13 protein-coding genes, 1 tRNA gene, 1 rRNA gene and 1 other RNA gene are annotated in these 15348 nt (G+C 50.8%); 8 read left to right on the top strand and 8 right to left on the bottom strand.

The window, feature by feature from the left end; genetic code table 11:
• From HYT77_10105 to rnr, 7 genes are all read right to left on the bottom strand, one after another.
• Positions 1 to 394: ribosomal RNA gene (locus tag HYT77_10105) — 16S ribosomal RNA — on the bottom strand; the annotation flags it as partial.
• Positions 395 to 725: 331 nt separating this feature from the next.
• Positions 726 to 1931 carry a tyrosine--tRNA ligase gene (locus HYT77_10100; protein MBI2068348.1) on the bottom strand — a complete coding sequence of 402 codons (1206 nt, stop codon included), beginning with the start codon at positions 1929 to 1931 and terminating at the stop codon, positions 726 to 728.
• On the bottom strand, positions 1928 to 2713 hold the full coding sequence (locus tag HYT77_10095; protein MBI2068347.1) for a TIGR00282 family metallophosphoesterase: 786 nt from the start codon (positions 2711 to 2713) through the stop codon (positions 1928 to 1930). Before HYT77_10095 ends, HYT77_10100 begins: the two co-directional genes overlap by 4 nt.
• 1 nt (position 2714) lies before the next feature.
• Positions 2715 to 4268: a ribonuclease Y gene (rny, locus tag HYT77_10090; GenBank protein MBI2068346.1), complete on the bottom strand. Its 1554-nt coding sequence runs from the start codon at positions 4266 to 4268 to the stop codon at positions 2715 to 2717.
• On the bottom strand, positions 4265 to 4822 hold the full coding sequence (locus HYT77_10085; GenBank protein MBI2068345.1) for a 5-formyltetrahydrofolate cyclo-ligase: 558 nt from the start codon (positions 4820 to 4822) through the stop codon (positions 4265 to 4267). The genes rny and HYT77_10085 overlap by 4 nt, the downstream gene beginning before the upstream one ends.
• A 263-nt stretch (positions 4823 to 5085) precedes the next feature.
• Positions 5086 to 5273, bottom strand: a non-coding RNA gene (gene ssrS / locus HYT77_10080) — 6S RNA.
• 76 nt (positions 5274 to 5349) lie between these two features.
• Positions 5350 to 6885 carry a ribonuclease R gene (gene rnr, locus HYT77_10075; protein MBI2068344.1) on the bottom strand — a complete coding sequence of 512 codons (1536 nt, stop codon included), beginning with the start codon at positions 6883 to 6885 and terminating at the stop codon, positions 5350 to 5352.
• A gap of 74 nt (positions 6886 to 6959) precedes the next feature.
• Here rnr and HYT77_10070 point away from each other — a divergent pair, with 74 nt between their 5' ends.
• Both HYT77_10070 and HYT77_10065 read left to right on the top strand, forming a co-directional pair.
• Positions 6960 to 7166, top strand: a complete 207-nt coding sequence (locus tag HYT77_10070; GenBank protein ID MBI2068343.1) for a hypothetical protein — start codon at positions 6960 to 6962, stop codon at positions 7164 to 7166.
• 14 nt (positions 7167 to 7180) lie between these two features.
• Positions 7181 to 7264: transfer RNA gene (locus tag HYT77_10065), tRNA-Leu, on the top strand.
• A gap of 11 nt (positions 7265 to 7275) precedes the next feature.
• Here the strand turns inward: HYT77_10065 and HYT77_10060 are convergent.
• Entirely contained in the window at positions 7276 to 8898 is a 1623-nt protein-coding gene (locus HYT77_10060; GenBank protein ID MBI2068342.1) for a M28 family peptidase, read from the bottom strand.
• 75 nt (positions 8899 to 8973) lie between these two features.
• Here HYT77_10060 and HYT77_10055 point away from each other — a divergent pair, with 75 nt between their 5' ends.
• The 6 genes from HYT77_10055 to HYT77_10030 all read left to right on the top strand — a co-directional run bounded on the left by HYT77_10055 (position 8974) and on the right by HYT77_10030 (position 15348).
• On the top strand, positions 8974 to 9528 hold the full coding sequence (locus HYT77_10055) for a thioredoxin family protein (protein MBI2068341.1): 555 nt from the start codon (positions 8974 to 8976) through the stop codon (positions 9526 to 9528).
• Complete coding sequence (locus HYT77_10050; GenBank protein ID MBI2068340.1) at positions 9519 to 10577, top strand: permease; 1059 nt, start codon at positions 9519 to 9521, stop codon at positions 10575 to 10577. Before HYT77_10055 ends, HYT77_10050 begins: the two co-directional genes overlap by 10 nt.
• 71 nt (positions 10578 to 10648) lie before the next feature.
• Positions 10649 to 11884: a patatin-like phospholipase family protein gene (locus HYT77_10045; GenBank protein MBI2068339.1), complete on the top strand. Its 1236-nt coding sequence runs from the start codon at positions 10649 to 10651 to the stop codon at positions 11882 to 11884.
• A gap of 64 nt (positions 11885 to 11948) precedes the next feature.
• Entirely contained in the window at positions 11949 to 12173 is a 225-nt protein-coding gene (locus tag HYT77_10040) for a CopG family transcriptional regulator (GenBank protein ID MBI2068338.1), read from the top strand.
• A complete protein-coding gene (locus HYT77_10035) occupies positions 12157 to 12570 on the top strand; it encodes a type II toxin-antitoxin system VapC family toxin (protein MBI2068337.1) in 414 nt (137 codons plus the stop codon). The genes HYT77_10040 and HYT77_10035 overlap by 17 nt, the downstream gene beginning before the upstream one ends.
• Positions 12571 to 12900: 330 nt before the next feature.
• Positions 12901 to 15348 carry a hypothetical protein gene (locus HYT77_10030; protein ID MBI2068336.1) on the top strand — a complete coding sequence of 816 codons (2448 nt, stop codon included), beginning with the start codon at positions 12901 to 12903 and terminating at the stop codon, positions 15346 to 15348.

Here is a 15348-nt window from a genome sequence, read left to right as displayed (position 1 = left end):
CCCATTGTCCAATATTCCCCACTGCTGCCTCCCGTAGGAGTCTGGACCGTGTTTCAGTTCCAGTGTGGCTGATCGTCCTCTCAGACCAGCTACCCGTCATCGCCTTGGTGGGCCGTTACCCCACCAACTAGCTGATAGGCCGCGGGCCCCTCCTTAAGTGATAGCTTGCATGCAGAGGCCATCTTTGACCCCTATCTGCGAACAGATTGTGGTCTTATCCGGTATTAGCCCGCCTTTCGGCAGGTTGTCCCGATCTTAAGGGCAGGTTACCCACGTATTACTCACCCGTGCGCCGCTTTACACGTCGTATTGCTACGACTATCTCGCACGACTTGCATGTGTTAGGCACGCCGCCAGCGTTCGTTCTGAGCCAGAATCAAACTCTCCAGTTAAATTATTAACTGTCCCCTTCAGCCCCCAACCCAAGCAACGCTCACTTTTAGGTTCGCATTTTAAGGATGAAGGCCAAAAGGACTTTAGTTTTCAAAAGAAACTAACGAGTTCCAACTGATTCATGTCTATTTAGTTTTCAAAGAGCGATCTAATGCCAAGGGCGGCATCGTCTATCAGAAAAAAATCTTGAATGTCAACGACTTCTGGTCTGCTGACCTTAAGAATAGTCAGAGCAGAAAACCCCCCAACCGGACAACCCAAGAATGTCGAATTATACTCAGGAGTTATTGTCTGTCAACAAGAGATCGTCCATCCAGAATTATTTGCGATTTCTAAACAAATCTAAGTTTTTTAAAACGCCTTTTGCCTATCTGAAAGAGATAGGATCCTTGGGATTTAATACTCCCCAAAGGGTCCGAGAATTTCTTGTCATCAATCATCACTGCATTTTGCTGGATCAGTCGGCGCGCCTCCGACTTGCTTGACGCAAGACCGGCCTCTAACATTAACGAAGCGACCGGCCTCTCACTCCCTTCAGAAGTTAGAGAAATTTCCTCAATCTCATCCGGTTTCCCCTTTTGCCCAAATACCTTTTCAAACTCTTCGGCTGCCTTTTGTGCCAACGCATGACCATGAAAACGAGCGACAATTTCCTCTGCCAACCTTCCCTTGGCCTCTTTTGGATGAACGCTTCCACCCTTCACGGATTTCCGCAATGTCTCGATCTGATCCAGAGAGAGACAGGAAAGTAATTCATAATAGTTCCACATCAGTTCATCGGTGATCGACATCAGCTTTCCGAACATCTCTGTCGGAGTTTCGTTGATGCCAATTGCGTTTCCATAACTTTTACTCATTTTCTGTGTCCCATCGGTACCAACAAGAAGCGGAAGGGTCATCACCACCTGTGGCTCTTGACCGGATCTTTTCTGAATTGTTCTTCCCATGAGGAGGTTAAACAGCTGATCAGTCCCCCCTAATTCAACATCGGCCTTGAGAACAACTGAATCCTGCGCCTGCATGAGCGGGTAATAAAATTCGAGAAGACTCACATCCTGACCGGCCCTGATCCTCTTCTTAAAATCATCTCTCTCCAGCATTCTGGCGACCGTTTGCATCGCTCCTAGTCTTGCAAACTCCAGAACAGACATCCGGGAAAGCCACTCGGAGTTGTAGCGCACCTCCGTTTTCTGGATATTGAGAATCCTGGAGACCTGATCGAGATAGGTTTTTGCATTGTCCTTGATTTGTGCTTCTGACAACATCGGACGCGACTCGGAACGTCCGGACGGATCTCCGATTTGCGCCGTAAAATCTCCCACCAAAAAAATCACCTGGTGACCAAGATCCTGAAACTGCCTAAGTTTCTGCATCAAAACCGTGTGCCCCAAATGAAGATCAGGGGCCGTTGGATCGAAACCAGCCTTGACCCTGAGTGGTTTTCCTCTCTCAAGTTTTTGGATCAGCTCCTCTTCCGAGTGGATCTCAACAACTCCCCTCCTCAACTCTCGAATCTGCTCCTCCACCTTCTTTGTCATTTGAGTCGCCTTTCCACCCGTGTGATCTTTCTCGCAATACCTGTCCGTTCTTCAAGCTCCAACAGCACGGCATAGAGGCGGATATCCTCCGTGGCCATCTCAAAAGTGGCTGGCATCTGTTTCACAAACTTTTCCAAGGCAACTTCTTTCTTTAAACCGATGACAGAGGCATAGGGACCCGTCATCCCGATATCCGTAATGTAGGCCGTACCCTTTGGAAGAACTTCCTCATCGGCTGTTGGAACATGTGTATGGGTCCCAACAACGGCCGCAACGCGTCCATCAAGATACCATCCCATACCCCTCTTCTCGCTGGTCGCCTCAGCATGAATATCCACAATCACAAGATCAGCCCTCCCCTTCCATTTCTCAAGTTCTCCATCAACAACCTGAAAAGGAGATGAGACACCATTCCCCATAAGACGCTGGCCTTCCAGATTAATAATGACCAGTTTCACGCCACAGTAAACATCAAAACAGAGCGACCCACGACCCGGATTTGTAGGAAGATAATTGGCCGGCCGAATCAGCACCTTTGATTCCTTGATATAGGGGATGATCTCCCTGTTGTCCCAAATGTGATTTCCCGAAGTAAATGCCCCGACCCCTGCCTCTTGGAGCTCTTCAATAATTTTTGGGGTCACCCCTTTTCCATGAGCGGCATTTTCGACATTGGCAATGACAAAGTCGATTCCATATTCTTTTCGAAGAGGCGGAAGAAGTTGTTTGATGGCACGCCGACCGGGTTCGCCAAAAACATCACCAATAAAAAGCACTTTCATGTTATTTTGCGAACTCCACGGCACGCTTCTCCCGAATCACCATAACGCGTATCTGGCCTGGATAGGTCAACTCCTTTTCAATCCGTTTACTAATATCCTTGCAAAGCCAGACGGCTCCATCATCGGAAATCTTGTCGGGTTCCACCATAACCCGAAGCTCACGTCCCGCCTGAATCGCGTATGCCTTTTCCACATTTTCAAACGAGTAAGCAATCGTTTCCAGATCCTCCAGCCGCTTGACGTAGGCCTCGGCCTGTTCCATCCGGGCCCCTGGACGGGCCCCTGAGAGCGCATCCGCCGCCTCAACAAGATGATCAAGCACGGACTCCTGAGGAATGTCTTCATGATGAGCCCAGATACCATGAACGACCTCAGGTAGTTCTCCATACTTTTTGGCAAACTCTCCCCCAATCACCGCATGAGATCCCTCAATTTCATGAGACAATGCCTTTCCAATGTCGTGCAAAAGACCGGCCCGTCGCGCAACCTTTGGCTTGAGCCCAAGCTCCGCCCCCATCATGCCGCAGAAAAAACCGACCTCAATGGAATGCTGGAGAACATTCTGGGCATAACTGTAACGATACTTCAAGGTTCCAAGAAGCCGCGCAATTTCCGGATGCACTCCGTGAATATCCATTTCCAAAAGGGCCTGTTGACCCGCCTCCTTGATTCCCTTCTCAACATCCTGGGTTACCTTCTTGAGAATCTCCTCAATGCGAGCCGGATGAATCCTCCCGTCCTGCAGTAATTTTTCAAGCGTAATTCGTGCAATCTCGCGCCTCACCGGATTATGACAGGAGAGAATCACCGCACCGGGAGTATCATCAATAATCAAATCGACACCTGTCAGCGCCTCAAGCGTACGAATATTTCTCCCTTCACGCCCGATAACCCTTCCCTTCATATCATCGGATGGGAGCTTAACCGCTGCAGTAGTTGATTCCTGAACCCAGTCACCCGCAATTCGTCCAATCGCCATGCTGATAATTTTTTTCCCTTCCCTCTCGGCATTTTCAGTCGCCTCATCTTCAATGCGCTTCATTTCACGTGCCGCTTCGTGGCGGGCCTCGGAAATCATCTCATCCATGAGTCGCTTTTTTGCCTCTTCGGAAGAGAGCCCGGCGATCTGCTCCAAACCCTTTTTGGTTTTTTCAACGAGTTGGCCATATTCCGCTTCTAATCGATCAAGTTTCCCCCTCCGCTCATTGACACTTTGGTCCAAACGGCGAAGATCCTGTTCCCGGTTGTCGAACTCGCGCCGTCTTCTCTCCAGTTCCTCCTCATGTAATCCCACCTTTCTTTCCAGAACCTCCAGATCACGCCGCCGTGACTTCGATTCTTCCTCGGCCTGTAAGCGAGTTTTCAAAAGAAGATCTTTGGCCGAAACTTCGGCCTCTTTCTGAATTGTTCTCGCTCTCGCCTCCGCCTCTTCAGCCAGAAGCTTCAACCTGTTTTGCTCAGAGCTTTTTTCTTTTGCAGAAAGAATATGCCGAACCAAAAATCCGATGACCAAACCGAGTCCAGCACCTCCCACAAGAATCCATATAGAAATCATAGAACCCTCCCAATTATTTCAGATTCACTAACGACCCCGTCACAAGGAACATCCCCCTCATGAACCGGAAGCCGATCGATTAGTTGAAAATCGTAGGCAAGCCCAATTTTAAGGCAAGGAAACCGGCTGAGAAAGGCATCATAATATCCTCCCCCATAACCAATTCGAAAACCCTGGCGGTCAAAGGCAACGCCGGGGACAAAAATACAGTCCAAAATTGATTCGGAAACCGACGAGACGTCAGGTGGCTCTGGAATACCATACGATCCCTTGATAAACGAAGTCCCTTCGTGGCAACGGACCAGCTCCAGGTTATGTTCGACAACCTTTGGAAAAAACACCCCCCCATTTCTTTTGTAAAACTCTTGAAGGAGCAACCAGATTTCGACCTCACCCCGAATCGGATAATAAAAGGCGATGTTTTCAAAAGTAGCAAAAGAAAGGGAGCCGATCACCCTCCTCTGAACGGCAAGGCTTCTCGACCTAATCTCCTCTGGTGATAAGGCAAGACGCCTCTCCAGATAGTGTTGGCGCAACCCCTGTTTGTCGTTCAAGAAAAATTACAGTGAGGAAGACCGAAGGGAGCCCGCTCTCTCAAGAAAGGAATCGTTGTTACCCCTTAAAAAACCGGACAACAAATCTTTAATGGAAAATTCCTTCATAAAAACCAATCTCATGAGCGCTGTCTCCCAAAAATCCACTTCTTCCTTACAACTGCCTCCTGTTAACGCACCGCCCTGCGAATCTAAAACCAAGATCCCTTCCCTTCCGCAGGACCCAAATCCCATCCTCCTCTAATTCAAGGAGGATGATATTTAGCCCCCCTGTCTTTGCCGTGTGGATCTTTACGTTTTGAACCCTGGCTCAACCAGGTGGGACCTTTATGGCTGCTTTAGGCTTCCCGTTCCAGAACGACGGGCTTGCTCACCACAGCCAGGGAAAAGCCCCTATTTTATACTATCGGTTCTAAACGATACCGATCCCTCACGCACAAGAGAGGGGAGGCTAGACAAATACTAAAGTTGGGGGCGGTTCGTGTCAAGCGGATTGCGGTAAAAAAAGAAAATTCAGGCCGCGGAGCTCAAGCTGGCCCGTCGTTTGCTAGACAGAGATCTATCCATCTTTTCTCAAGGTTGATCTTTTCTACCCGAACCGATACGGGGTCCCCCAAGCGGTACTTCTTCTTGTTTCGCCTGCCGACGATCTCATCCTGCTTCTCACGAAAAACATAATAATCATCCTTCAAATTTCTCATCGGAACCAACCCTTCAATAAAGTAGCCCAAAAGTTCCACATAAAGTCCCGCCTTTGAAACACCGGCAATAATTCCCATAAATCTCTCTCCCACCTTGTCTTTCATGAAGAAAGCACCCGCCAAATCACGACTCGCCCACTCCGACTTCATCCCCCATCGCTCTCTCTCTGAGCAATGTTCAGCGACACTCCTCAAATGGCGTTCAGAGTGCAAAACGGCCAAATCATCATTCTGAGGAACCATTTTAAGCACTGATTTCAGGATACGATGAACCACTAAATCAGGGTAACGGCGAATGGGTGAGGTAAAATGGGTATAGCAAGAAGAGGCAAGCCCAAAATGCCCACGATTTTGTGAATCATACACCGCCCTCCCCAAGGCACGAAGCAAAACGGTGTTGACCAGTTTCTCATAAGGTTTCCCCTGAACCGCCCTGACCACCTTGGCGAGATCGAGAGGTCTCAACTGCTTTTGCGCCGGAAGGGCAAGACCCAAATTATGGAGCAATATCTTCAAGGCCGATATTTTTTCCGAGTTCTTTGCCTCATGGATTCGGTACAATGTTGAAACCTTTTTTTCAGTTATAAAACTGGCGACCGCCTCATTGGCGGCAATCATGAATTCCTCAATCATCCGGTGACTGATATATCTCTCCGCCTTGATAATTTGTTCAACAGACTCATGGTCCATATCCAAAATGATTTCCGGTTCCGGGAGATCAAAATCGAGGCTGCCTCTCTTAATCCGGCTTTTGCGCAAGGCCTCAAATAATTCGACCATCTCTTCCAGCATCGGCACAACCAACCTGAATCGCTCCCGTAACAAAGGGGATTTTGTTATCAGAATCTCATGAACCTGGCGGTAGGTCAGCCGTGCCACACTATGAATGATGGAAGGATAAAAACGTTTTTTTCGAAGATGCCCTTCGGAGTCAAAATGCATTTCCGCTGTCATCGTCAGACGATCCTGATTCGGTACCAGACTGCAAAGATCATTCGAGAGAGGCTCCGGAAACATCGGCAGACAACGATTGGGAAAATAAACACTGGTCCCCCTGGAGTAGGCCTCTTGATCCAAGTGGGACCCTGGGCTCACATAGTGACTCACATCAGCTATTGAAACCTTAAGAAGATAGGAACCATCCTTTTGACGACATAAAAAAACCGCATCGTCAAAGTCCCGCGCCGTCTCGCCATCAATCGTAATGAAGGTTTCTTGTCTTAAGTCTTCCCTTTTCTCATTCGGGAGGCCCACCTGTTGCAAATGTTCCGCCTCACGAAGCGTCTGTCGCTTAAATTCAACAGGAAGCTCAAACTCTTGAATAATCCGTTCGATTCCTTCCGCAAAAGAGATTGATTTCACGCCTCCTGCCATGGCATATCGGGAAGGCTTTAGGCAATCCTATTTCACTGGGGAAGAGAGAGGAGGACCTATTTATGATGTTCACAAGACGCGAAGATGACGACGACATGATGGACGATTATTGTCCTCACTGTGGGGGGTATACGGGAGGAGATTCCGTTTGTCCCGTTTGTGGTGAAGAGATCTTTGACGACTCCGGCCTTGAAGAGGTGGATGAAGAGGAAGAGGGAGGCGGAGGAAACGGGGGCTTCAATAAACGGGACGACGAGGAAGATGTTTAGGTAGAGTCGAACGGGCCCGGGTGGCGGAATTGGTAGACGCGCTAGCTTCAGGAGCTAGTAGCCGCAAGGCTGTGCAGGTTCGAGTCCTGTCCCGGGCACATCGAAGGACTTAGTCCAACGATCCTCTCAAATCATCGAGCACCCTTACGATCAGGCGGGTTCGTCGGGCGATCGTTTCCGGCTTGATTTTTGAGGCGATGTCTGTCGTACGATGATAATCGGGATGTGTATCGTTGGTAATAAAGGCAGCGGGAATTTTGAGAATACTGGCGAAGTTATACTGATCCGATCGTGTCCAGTACTCGTCCCCACTCTTCAACGTAGTAATCCCTTCAGCGGGCGCATGTCGTTCGATCCGCCTCACAATCCCATTGTAATATTGACCCAGCCTTGATGTCGGCGTGACGAGGAGTTCCTCGGCTGCATTTCTGCCAACCATATCGATATTGATATTGGCCCAGGGACGGGTCCCCGCAGGCAACCATGGGTTTCTCACCCAGGCCTCCGAACCGAGGAGACCTAATTCCTCCCCGGTCGTCCAGATCAGCAAGACAGAATGTTCGTGCTGAAGCGCCGGAATCGCCTCGGCAAGGGCCAGCAGTGCGGAGCTCCCCGAGGCATTGTCATCGGCACCAGGATAGATCTTCCCCCATCGCTCTCCCAAATGATCGAGGTGGGCCGAAATGATGATCACCTCTTTGGAGCGTTCAGGATCCTTGCCAGGGAAAAAGCCGACAAAGTTCGACGCCTCTTCCCTCGTGACACCCTCAAGACCGACGGGACTCGTTTGGGTGACCTCAACCCGAACAGGATGACGCCCGGCGGTGAGGGGGCGTCCGAGACTCAGTCTCGATGACGAACGGGAGCCGCCATGAAGACGATCAAGGAGGCGCTTCGCCGCCTTGGGAGACAAAACAATTTCATCAATGGTATGGTCCGGTGAAGAAAGAACCTCACCCTTTTCCTTCGCCAGGGCTAGTCGGCTTTGCAATCTCCGGAGATAGCGGCTGGACAGCCGCCCTTCCGGGGGAAGCAAAATAATTCCTCGGGCCCCTTTTGCAATCGCATTCTCTCGCCGGATCGAAGCAGGAAGCCCGGAATCACGACAAACGAGCCATTTTCCCGTCGCATCCACGGCGGCCAGATCCTCCGCCCGTCCGGAACCACCAAAGACCAGAGTGCCGGCATCCGGGAGGTCGATATCAGAAGCCCCCCGGGAGGAGAGAGAGCCGTAGAAGTAATCATCCCCAAATACTAAACTCCGTTTTGACCCCCCGATACCAAACGTAAGGCCTGTTTTTTGCCGATCCAGCTTGGCTCGGAGCAAGGTATATTTGTGTTCATAGCTCCCTCCGGGCCCTCCGGGCTGCCAGCCATGCGCCTTTATTCTATCGACAACATGCTTGCCGGCCAAAGTAAGTCCTTCACTCGGTGTTCCCCTCCCCTTCAGTGCGTCGGAGGCAAGATAAGTAACATCTTCGCCAATCTGTGTTGGTTTGATCTTTCCAAGCGCCGCCTTGAGCACCTCACTCTCCGCCGATAGTGCCCTTCGGACTGCTGGCAGAGCCATCATGACGAGAGGTACGGAGAGGGAAACCCCCGCCGTCAGGAGATACCATCGTGTTGGATCAAAACCTGTTCTCCGCTGCAGCGCAAACGGTAGGTGCAAATCCCGCCGCTCCGAGACCTCCTGAACTGGATTTTGAGAACTTCCGGACACCGGTGTCAGCATGATCCCCTCCTTGAATACAGGGTAGATCGTAACGAATTCTTGACCGTTGCTAAGTTTCGATCGTAAATGGCTGTCATGGTTCTGATCACCCAAAATGCCCCCAAGCTGAAATTTGGAGATCCGGCCCCTGATTTCTCCTTGGTCGGTGTTGACGGGAGGATTTATTCCCTCGCTTCCTTTAAGGACAAGAAAATCTTAGTCGTCATGTTCACCTGCAACCATTGCCCCTACGTTCAGGCTTATGAGGGAAGGATGATCACCATCCAGAAAGATTACGCAGACAAAGGGGTTCAATTGATAGCGATCAATTCAAACGATACAAAAAATTATCCTGAAGATAGTCTGGAAAAGATGATTATTCGATCCAAAGAACTGCACTACAACTTTCCTTATCTCCGAGATGAGACACAGAAAATTGCAAAAGCGTATGATGCCGCCTGTACGCCCGAGATTTTTGTCTTTGATGAGAAACGCCTCCTCCGTTTTCACGGAAGGATTGATGACAACTACGAAAATCCCAAAAAGGCGACGAGACATTACCTGCGGGATGCCGTTCTGGCACTCCTGTCGGTCAAAGCGGTCTCACATCCCGAATCACACCCGATTGGATGCTCCATTAAATGGGCCTAGAGTCCGATCACTCCTGCTGTGATGAACCTCGAAAAAGGGCCTGGTATAAAAACAGGCTGATTCTGGCCTCGCTGGCCTCAGGCGGCCTGTTTGTATCCGGCTGGATCTTTCCTCTCCTTAAGCCATTCCAGCAATCGTTTCTTCATTATGTGCGCCTGACCTGGTGGGCCCTCCTTCTGGGGTTCTTGCTGGCCGGCCTAATCGACCGATACATCCCCTCGAGATACATTTCAAAAATCCTGGCACATCCTTCCAAACGGACCATTATTTATTCTGCAGGTCTCGGCCTGATCCTAAGCGCCTGCAGTCATGGAATTCTGGCCATTGCGATGCAACTTCACAAAAAGGGGGCCTCCGGCCCGGCGATCATCAGTTTTCTCCTGGGAAGCCCCTGGGCGAATCTTCCCGTCACCCTGCTTCTCGTGAGCCTTTTCAAGATCAACGGATTTTTGATCATCCTCTCTGCCATCTTAGTCTCAATCGTCACGGGATTCATTTTCTTGGCCCTCGATCGAGCAGGGCTGATTGAAAAAAACAAGAATACGTTAACCGTCGACTCAGATTTCTCAATCGGGAATGACCTCAAGAGACGATGGAACCGGAACAGGGCGGTCTATCTTCACGCGCCCTTAAAGAAGATAGGGAGCGACCTTGTTCTGATCCTGCACGGCTCCTGGAGCCTCGCCAACATGATCCTCTGGTGGCTGCTGATTGGGATAACGCTCGCCAGTCTGATCGGCGCCTTTGTCCCTCCCACCTTCTTTAATAACTACCTGGGACGAACCGTGACCGGTTTGCTCCTGACCCTGGTAGCGGCTACCGTCATCGAAATATGTTCCGAAGGATCGGCTCCTCTCGCCTTTGAGATTTATAAAAATACCGGTGCCCTCGGAAACACCTTTGCCTTTTTGATGGGTGGTTTCGTCACCGATTATACGGAGGTGGGGCTCGTTGGAACGAATCTTGGATGGCGAACCGCCCTCTGGATGGTGGGAGTCGCCCTCCCTCAAGTTTTCTTGATCGGCTGGCTCCTCAATCAAGTCTTCTGAAGCCCCTGATAAAAACAAAGAAAACAATAATGTTTTCAATAAATTGAATCTCCGGTATAATAGGTTCGGCTGTGAAAAAAGACCAGACCAGGAAGACGGCACTTGTCCTCTCCGGTGGAGGCGCCCGCGGTGCTTATGAGGCCGGCATCATTCATTATTTACGAACGATGCTTCCGCCAAAGATACGAAACCATTCTTTCGATATTCAATGTGGCTCCTCCGTTGGCGCCATTAACTCCTCCTTTATGGCCAGTTCAGCCCATGATCTCGAATTACAGGGGAGAAGAATTCATGAAGTCTGGTCAAAGCTGACACCCGACAGGATCTACCGCCGGCAGACGATCGCCCTCCTCGATTTTTTAAGAAAAGGGGGGCGCGGACTCCTCATGAATTTCATTCGCCGCAATCAGACCGGCATTCCGCACTTTCGCGGATTTCTGGACACCTCTCCCTTCCTTCCTTTTATGGAACAGGAGATCGATTGGAAACAGATCACACGAAATATCAAGGCGGGGCTTGTCCAGGCCCTTTCGATCTCCGCCACTAACGTCTTCACCGGCCGCCTCGAGCTCTTCATACAGAAGAGGGATGACGTCGAGTACTCAGGAAGCTACATCACCCATTTCACAAAGATCAGGCCGATTCACACAATGGCCTCCGCGGCGATTCCGATTATCTTTCCGACAGTCGATGTGGATGGAATTCCCTACACCGACGGGGGTCTTCGACTGAACACCCCAATGTCCCCCGCCATTCAGCTCGGGGCCGACTCACTTTTTATCATCGGGCTTCATCACCGCGCCAAACCGGGGGAGAAGATCCCCTCGATCGGCAAGAAAGGCGTCCCGCCATCGATGGGGCAGGTCCTTGGCCGCGTCATGAACTCGATCTTCCTCGACCGGACCCAATACGACCTAGAGCAGCTCGAACGGATCAACCGGATCATCGACTGGAGTGAAGAGCTGTACGGAGAAAACTATCTGGAAGATTTAAATCAGATGCTTCGCCGGAAGGAGATCCGTGGTGATGTGGCTGACCGGGGACTGAAGCGGCTCAGGGTACTTCGAATCCGGCCGAGCGAGATTATCGGTGATATCTTCGACCACGCCTTCCGAAAGCATCGTGACCAGTATTTCAGCAATTTTGAGAAGTTCCTAGTCCGTTTTCTGGATATCGACCCCTCCGGTGGCGTTGACTTTCTCTCCTACATCGCCTTCATTCCGGAATACTTAAAAAAACTGATCGAACTCGGCTTCGAAGATGCCCGTTCGAATCATAAAGAGATTGTTGAGTTTTTCGAGAGGTAGGTGTCAACCACCGCTTAATAAATGCCGCTTGACAGGTGATAACGTTTTTATATAATTTGTTATCATGATTCGAACACAGATCAGTCTTGAGCCGGAGGAGTACTCCTGGGCGAAAAAAGAGGCGAGGCGGCTCGGTCTGTCATTGGCCGAGCTTTTAAGACGTTCGCTGCGCCACCTCCTCCCTGCCAAGACCGGAAAACCCTGGATGCGCTTCGCGGGACTGGTTTCCTCCGGCGATTCCGAGGCAAGCCAAAAGATTGACGAACTCATCTATGGCCACAAGGATTAAGGCCTACATTGATACCTCCGCATTCATTGCCTTCCTCGATCGTTCCGACAGCTTTCATCCGCTTTTTCTTCAGTTATTCAGTGAACCGCCATCTCTGGTAACCACTCCACTCGTTATTGCTGAGGGCCAAGGGTGGTTCCTCCGACGTTATGATGTGACGCGTGCCCTCCAATTTATGAATTTTATCGAATCCTTGAAGCCTCTAACCATCTATCCTGTTGGAAAAAAAGAGATTCAAGAAGCAACCCGCTATCTCAGACGATTTTCGGATGAAGAATTAACCTTGGCAGACACTACCGGTCTCTGGTTGATGACAAAGCAAAAAACGGATCAATGCTGGTCTACTGACCGGCATCTGGGACTGACTGGAAAATCACTGATCATCCATGAGCGGTAATACGTTACTCGCGAACAAACTCCTCAGGATCGAGACGACGATTACCGTTCAGGTCGGCAAAGATTTGGACGGAGGCAAACAGGTTTGAAATGAAGCTCCCCGCCGCGAGACGGCAGGGTTTTCTGGCGGAGGCGGATAAACTGACGGATGACTTCGCGAAATTCCTGAAGAAGCTTATTGAACTTGTTGGAAAAATTTACCCCCCCCCCCCCCCCCCCCCCCCACCATAAGAAAAGATGATTCATTTCAATCCCTTTATTTTTTAGATAATTGGCATAGAATATGCTCTACCTAAGCGGGAAGTTTTCTTCATTCGGGTAAGGGGGATTCATGAGGCGTTGGTGTGCAGTCTCTTTTCTTCTCTTGCTCACCACGATCGTTGGTTGTGGTAGCGGCGATGGGGGAGAGGTAGTCACAGCCGTCACACAGCCAAGTGCTGTCTTAACTGTCTCCGCCTCCGTAGAGATCCCCGCCTCGAGCAGCTCCTCTCTGACACTCTCCGGTACCAAATCGGCCGTCTCAACCGCTGCCTGCACCGGCGGAACAGCAACCCTCTATACCCTTGATGGGGTGCAGATCGCTACGGGGGAGATCACATCTACAGGTCAGGTAACACTCGACGCCTCAAGCTACGACCTCATCCGCCCCTCGGACGTCTCTACAAGTTCCACATCCTATTCCCAGGATCTGATCTTGTCGTCCGATTGTAACGGGGCCCCGTCAGAGACCTATCTCAAGGTTGAAATCACAGAAGGAAAGACAACCTCGATTGATATGGGGACCTCGGACCCAACAACGACACTCGCCTCCCAAGCGATGGCCACAGAGATTGAGGGGTATCAGGGATGGGGGAGCAATTACCGAGTGGCGATCACGAAGTCAGGTCTGGATATTGAAAATTTATATAAAGCGGCGAAGGCGATCTGGGAGGTATCCGATCTGACCGGTGAGTCAAACCAGGCGTCCGTCGGCAAGATCAAGGGGCTCATTACGGCCTTTTTTGCTGGGGGAGGAAAGGCGGATCAGGTCGGATATACGAAGCCGTTTGAGTTTATCCAAGCCGTATTGAAGGGGGATCTCACCTCGTTAGAGACCGTTGCCTCAAAGGCAGCGACGACTTTGGGGGTCGATCAATCAACCTTTGATGACTATTCGACCTTTGTAACCGGTTTCAAACAGGTGAAGGAGGTGGTGAGGGAGCATTTTCTCGATGTGGCGGACCAGTTTGAAGATCTGACCGATCTTGAGAACACGATGAAAACGCTGCTCGTACATGATGATCCGTCCAAATTCAACGACCCGAGGGCATTTACGTTACTCAAGGGGGTGCTTGACCAATTTGAGGCGAATGGAGAGCTCTACGATGCAATCAAGACGGGTGCAATGGTGGAGCAGTACAGTGGCGCATGGGAGACTGCTTGTACCGGAGAGGACTCGTGCGACAGTTCGTCCATCGAGGCGACGTATTATTCCGTTGTCAATGGCGGGATCAATTGTGGAACAAGCGTGAGTGATTGTCGGGATGAGTTCCAGCACATGAAACAGACGATCGATGCAAAGGGGCTTAATTATTTCAAGGGGAGCGGAGGCGGATTTGACACGAAGATCTTTGAGCAGGTTGGTGCGGCCATCGAGGCGGTCGCCGCCTGTTCAACCTGTACCTTCACGGCCTCAACACTGGATCAATTTATCCCGACGGCCGCAACGATTGGACAGGCCTCTGTGCAAAGTTGCCTGGATCAGGCCATAAGAAACAGAACCGATCCAAGGGACTGTTACACCTCGGGGAACAGTGTAGCCGGGGGAGGTGGATCGAGTCAGACAAGTTCAGCCTTTACAACACTCCTCTCTGGCATCACCAATGCCGGCGCTCTCTCCTGTGACACAAGCAACTGTTATTATATTTCAAACATACTGTCGACGACTGATGGTGCCCTCTGCAAGGTCTCACTCGATGGGAGCTCCTCTTCCTGCCTCGTCACCGGTCTCAACAAACCAAAGGCCCTCTCGCTCACCGGAACAAAGGCCTGTTGGGTACTATTCAATACCGGTACGATCTATTGTATCTCGAAAACAGGCGGCGCCATCACAACGGTCGTAACGGGAACGAACGAACATCTCGGGATGTCAAACGGCTTTGTCAACGATGGGACAAACTTCTACTGGGGGAATGCAGGCGAGCCGATGGGACAGATCTACAGCGTGCCTGTCACTACGGTCAATGGAGATGACACGGCGATCAGTAGCGGACTCTCGTTGACAAACCTGTCTACTCCTCTCATTCGCAGCGATGGTCTCTCCGGCTCGACGCTCTTTTTTGATCACACCCTCGTTAATGGTCAATTTACACGAGTCAGTCAGATCTCGACCTCAGGCGGGAGCCCGACCCTCCTGGCAACAACCTCCTCTCAAATACAAGCTATTGCCTCAGACGGAACAACCTTCTGCTGGACGGAGGGATCGGATACGGGGTCGGACAGGGCAGCCTCCTGCAAACCGGTTGGCGGGGGGACGACGACGACCTATCTCTCAAACTCCTCCGCATCTGTTGGGGGACTTGGCCTCTCGGGGGGATTTCTATATTTTAGCCTACTATCGTCGGACGGAAGATCGATCATGAAATGTGCCACCTCCGGATCGACCTGTACGACACATGCGAGCGGCCTCACGGGATCACTAAGGTGGTCGAACTTTGTTGGCGACAGTATGTTCTTTGTAGAATCTTCTGGCAGTCAACAAACTCCCGGCCCCTCCACCATCAAAAAGGTGGCGAAGTAA

The organism is Deltaproteobacteria bacterium (assembly GCA_016180855.1).
Lineage (GTDB): Bacteria > UBA10199 > UBA10199 > JACPAL01 > JACPAL01 > JACPAL01.
Note: the sequence above shows the minus strand (reverse complement) of the source record. Positions and strands in the feature narration are given on the sequence as shown.

Coding starts and splice junctions, on each gene's coding strand:
- HYT77_10100 (MBI2068348.1), bottom strand. CDS start 1,931: ATGACAAAGAAGGTGGAGGAGCAGATTCGAGAGTTGAGGAGGGGAGTT.
- HYT77_10095 (MBI2068347.1), bottom strand. CDS start 2,713: ATGAAAGTGCTTTTTATTGGTGATGTTTTTGGCGAACCCGGTCGGCGT.
- rny (MBI2068346.1), bottom strand. CDS start 4,268: ATGATTTCTATATGGATTCTTGTGGGAGGTGCTGGACTCGGTTTGGTC.
- HYT77_10070 (MBI2068343.1), top strand. CDS start 6,960: ATGATGTTCACAAGACGCGAAGATGACGACGACATGATGGACGATTAT.
- HYT77_10060 (MBI2068342.1), bottom strand. CDS start 8,898: ATGCTGACACCGGTGTCCGGAAGTTCTCAAAATCCAGTTCAGGAGGTC.
- HYT77_10055 (MBI2068341.1), top strand. CDS start 8,974: ATGGTTCTGATCACCCAAAATGCCCCCAAGCTGAAATTTGGAGATCCG.
- HYT77_10050 (MBI2068340.1), top strand. CDS start 9,519: ATGGGCCTAGAGTCCGATCACTCCTGCTGTGATGAACCTCGAAAAAGG.
- HYT77_10040 (MBI2068338.1), top strand. CDS start 11,949: ATGATTCGAACACAGATCAGTCTTGAGCCGGAGGAGTACTCCTGGGCG.
- HYT77_10035 (MBI2068337.1), top strand. CDS start 12,157: ATGGCCACAAGGATTAAGGCCTACATTGATACCTCCGCATTCATTGCC.
- HYT77_10030 (MBI2068336.1), top strand. CDS start 12,901: ATGAGGCGTTGGTGTGCAGTCTCTTTTCTTCTCTTGCTCACCACGATC.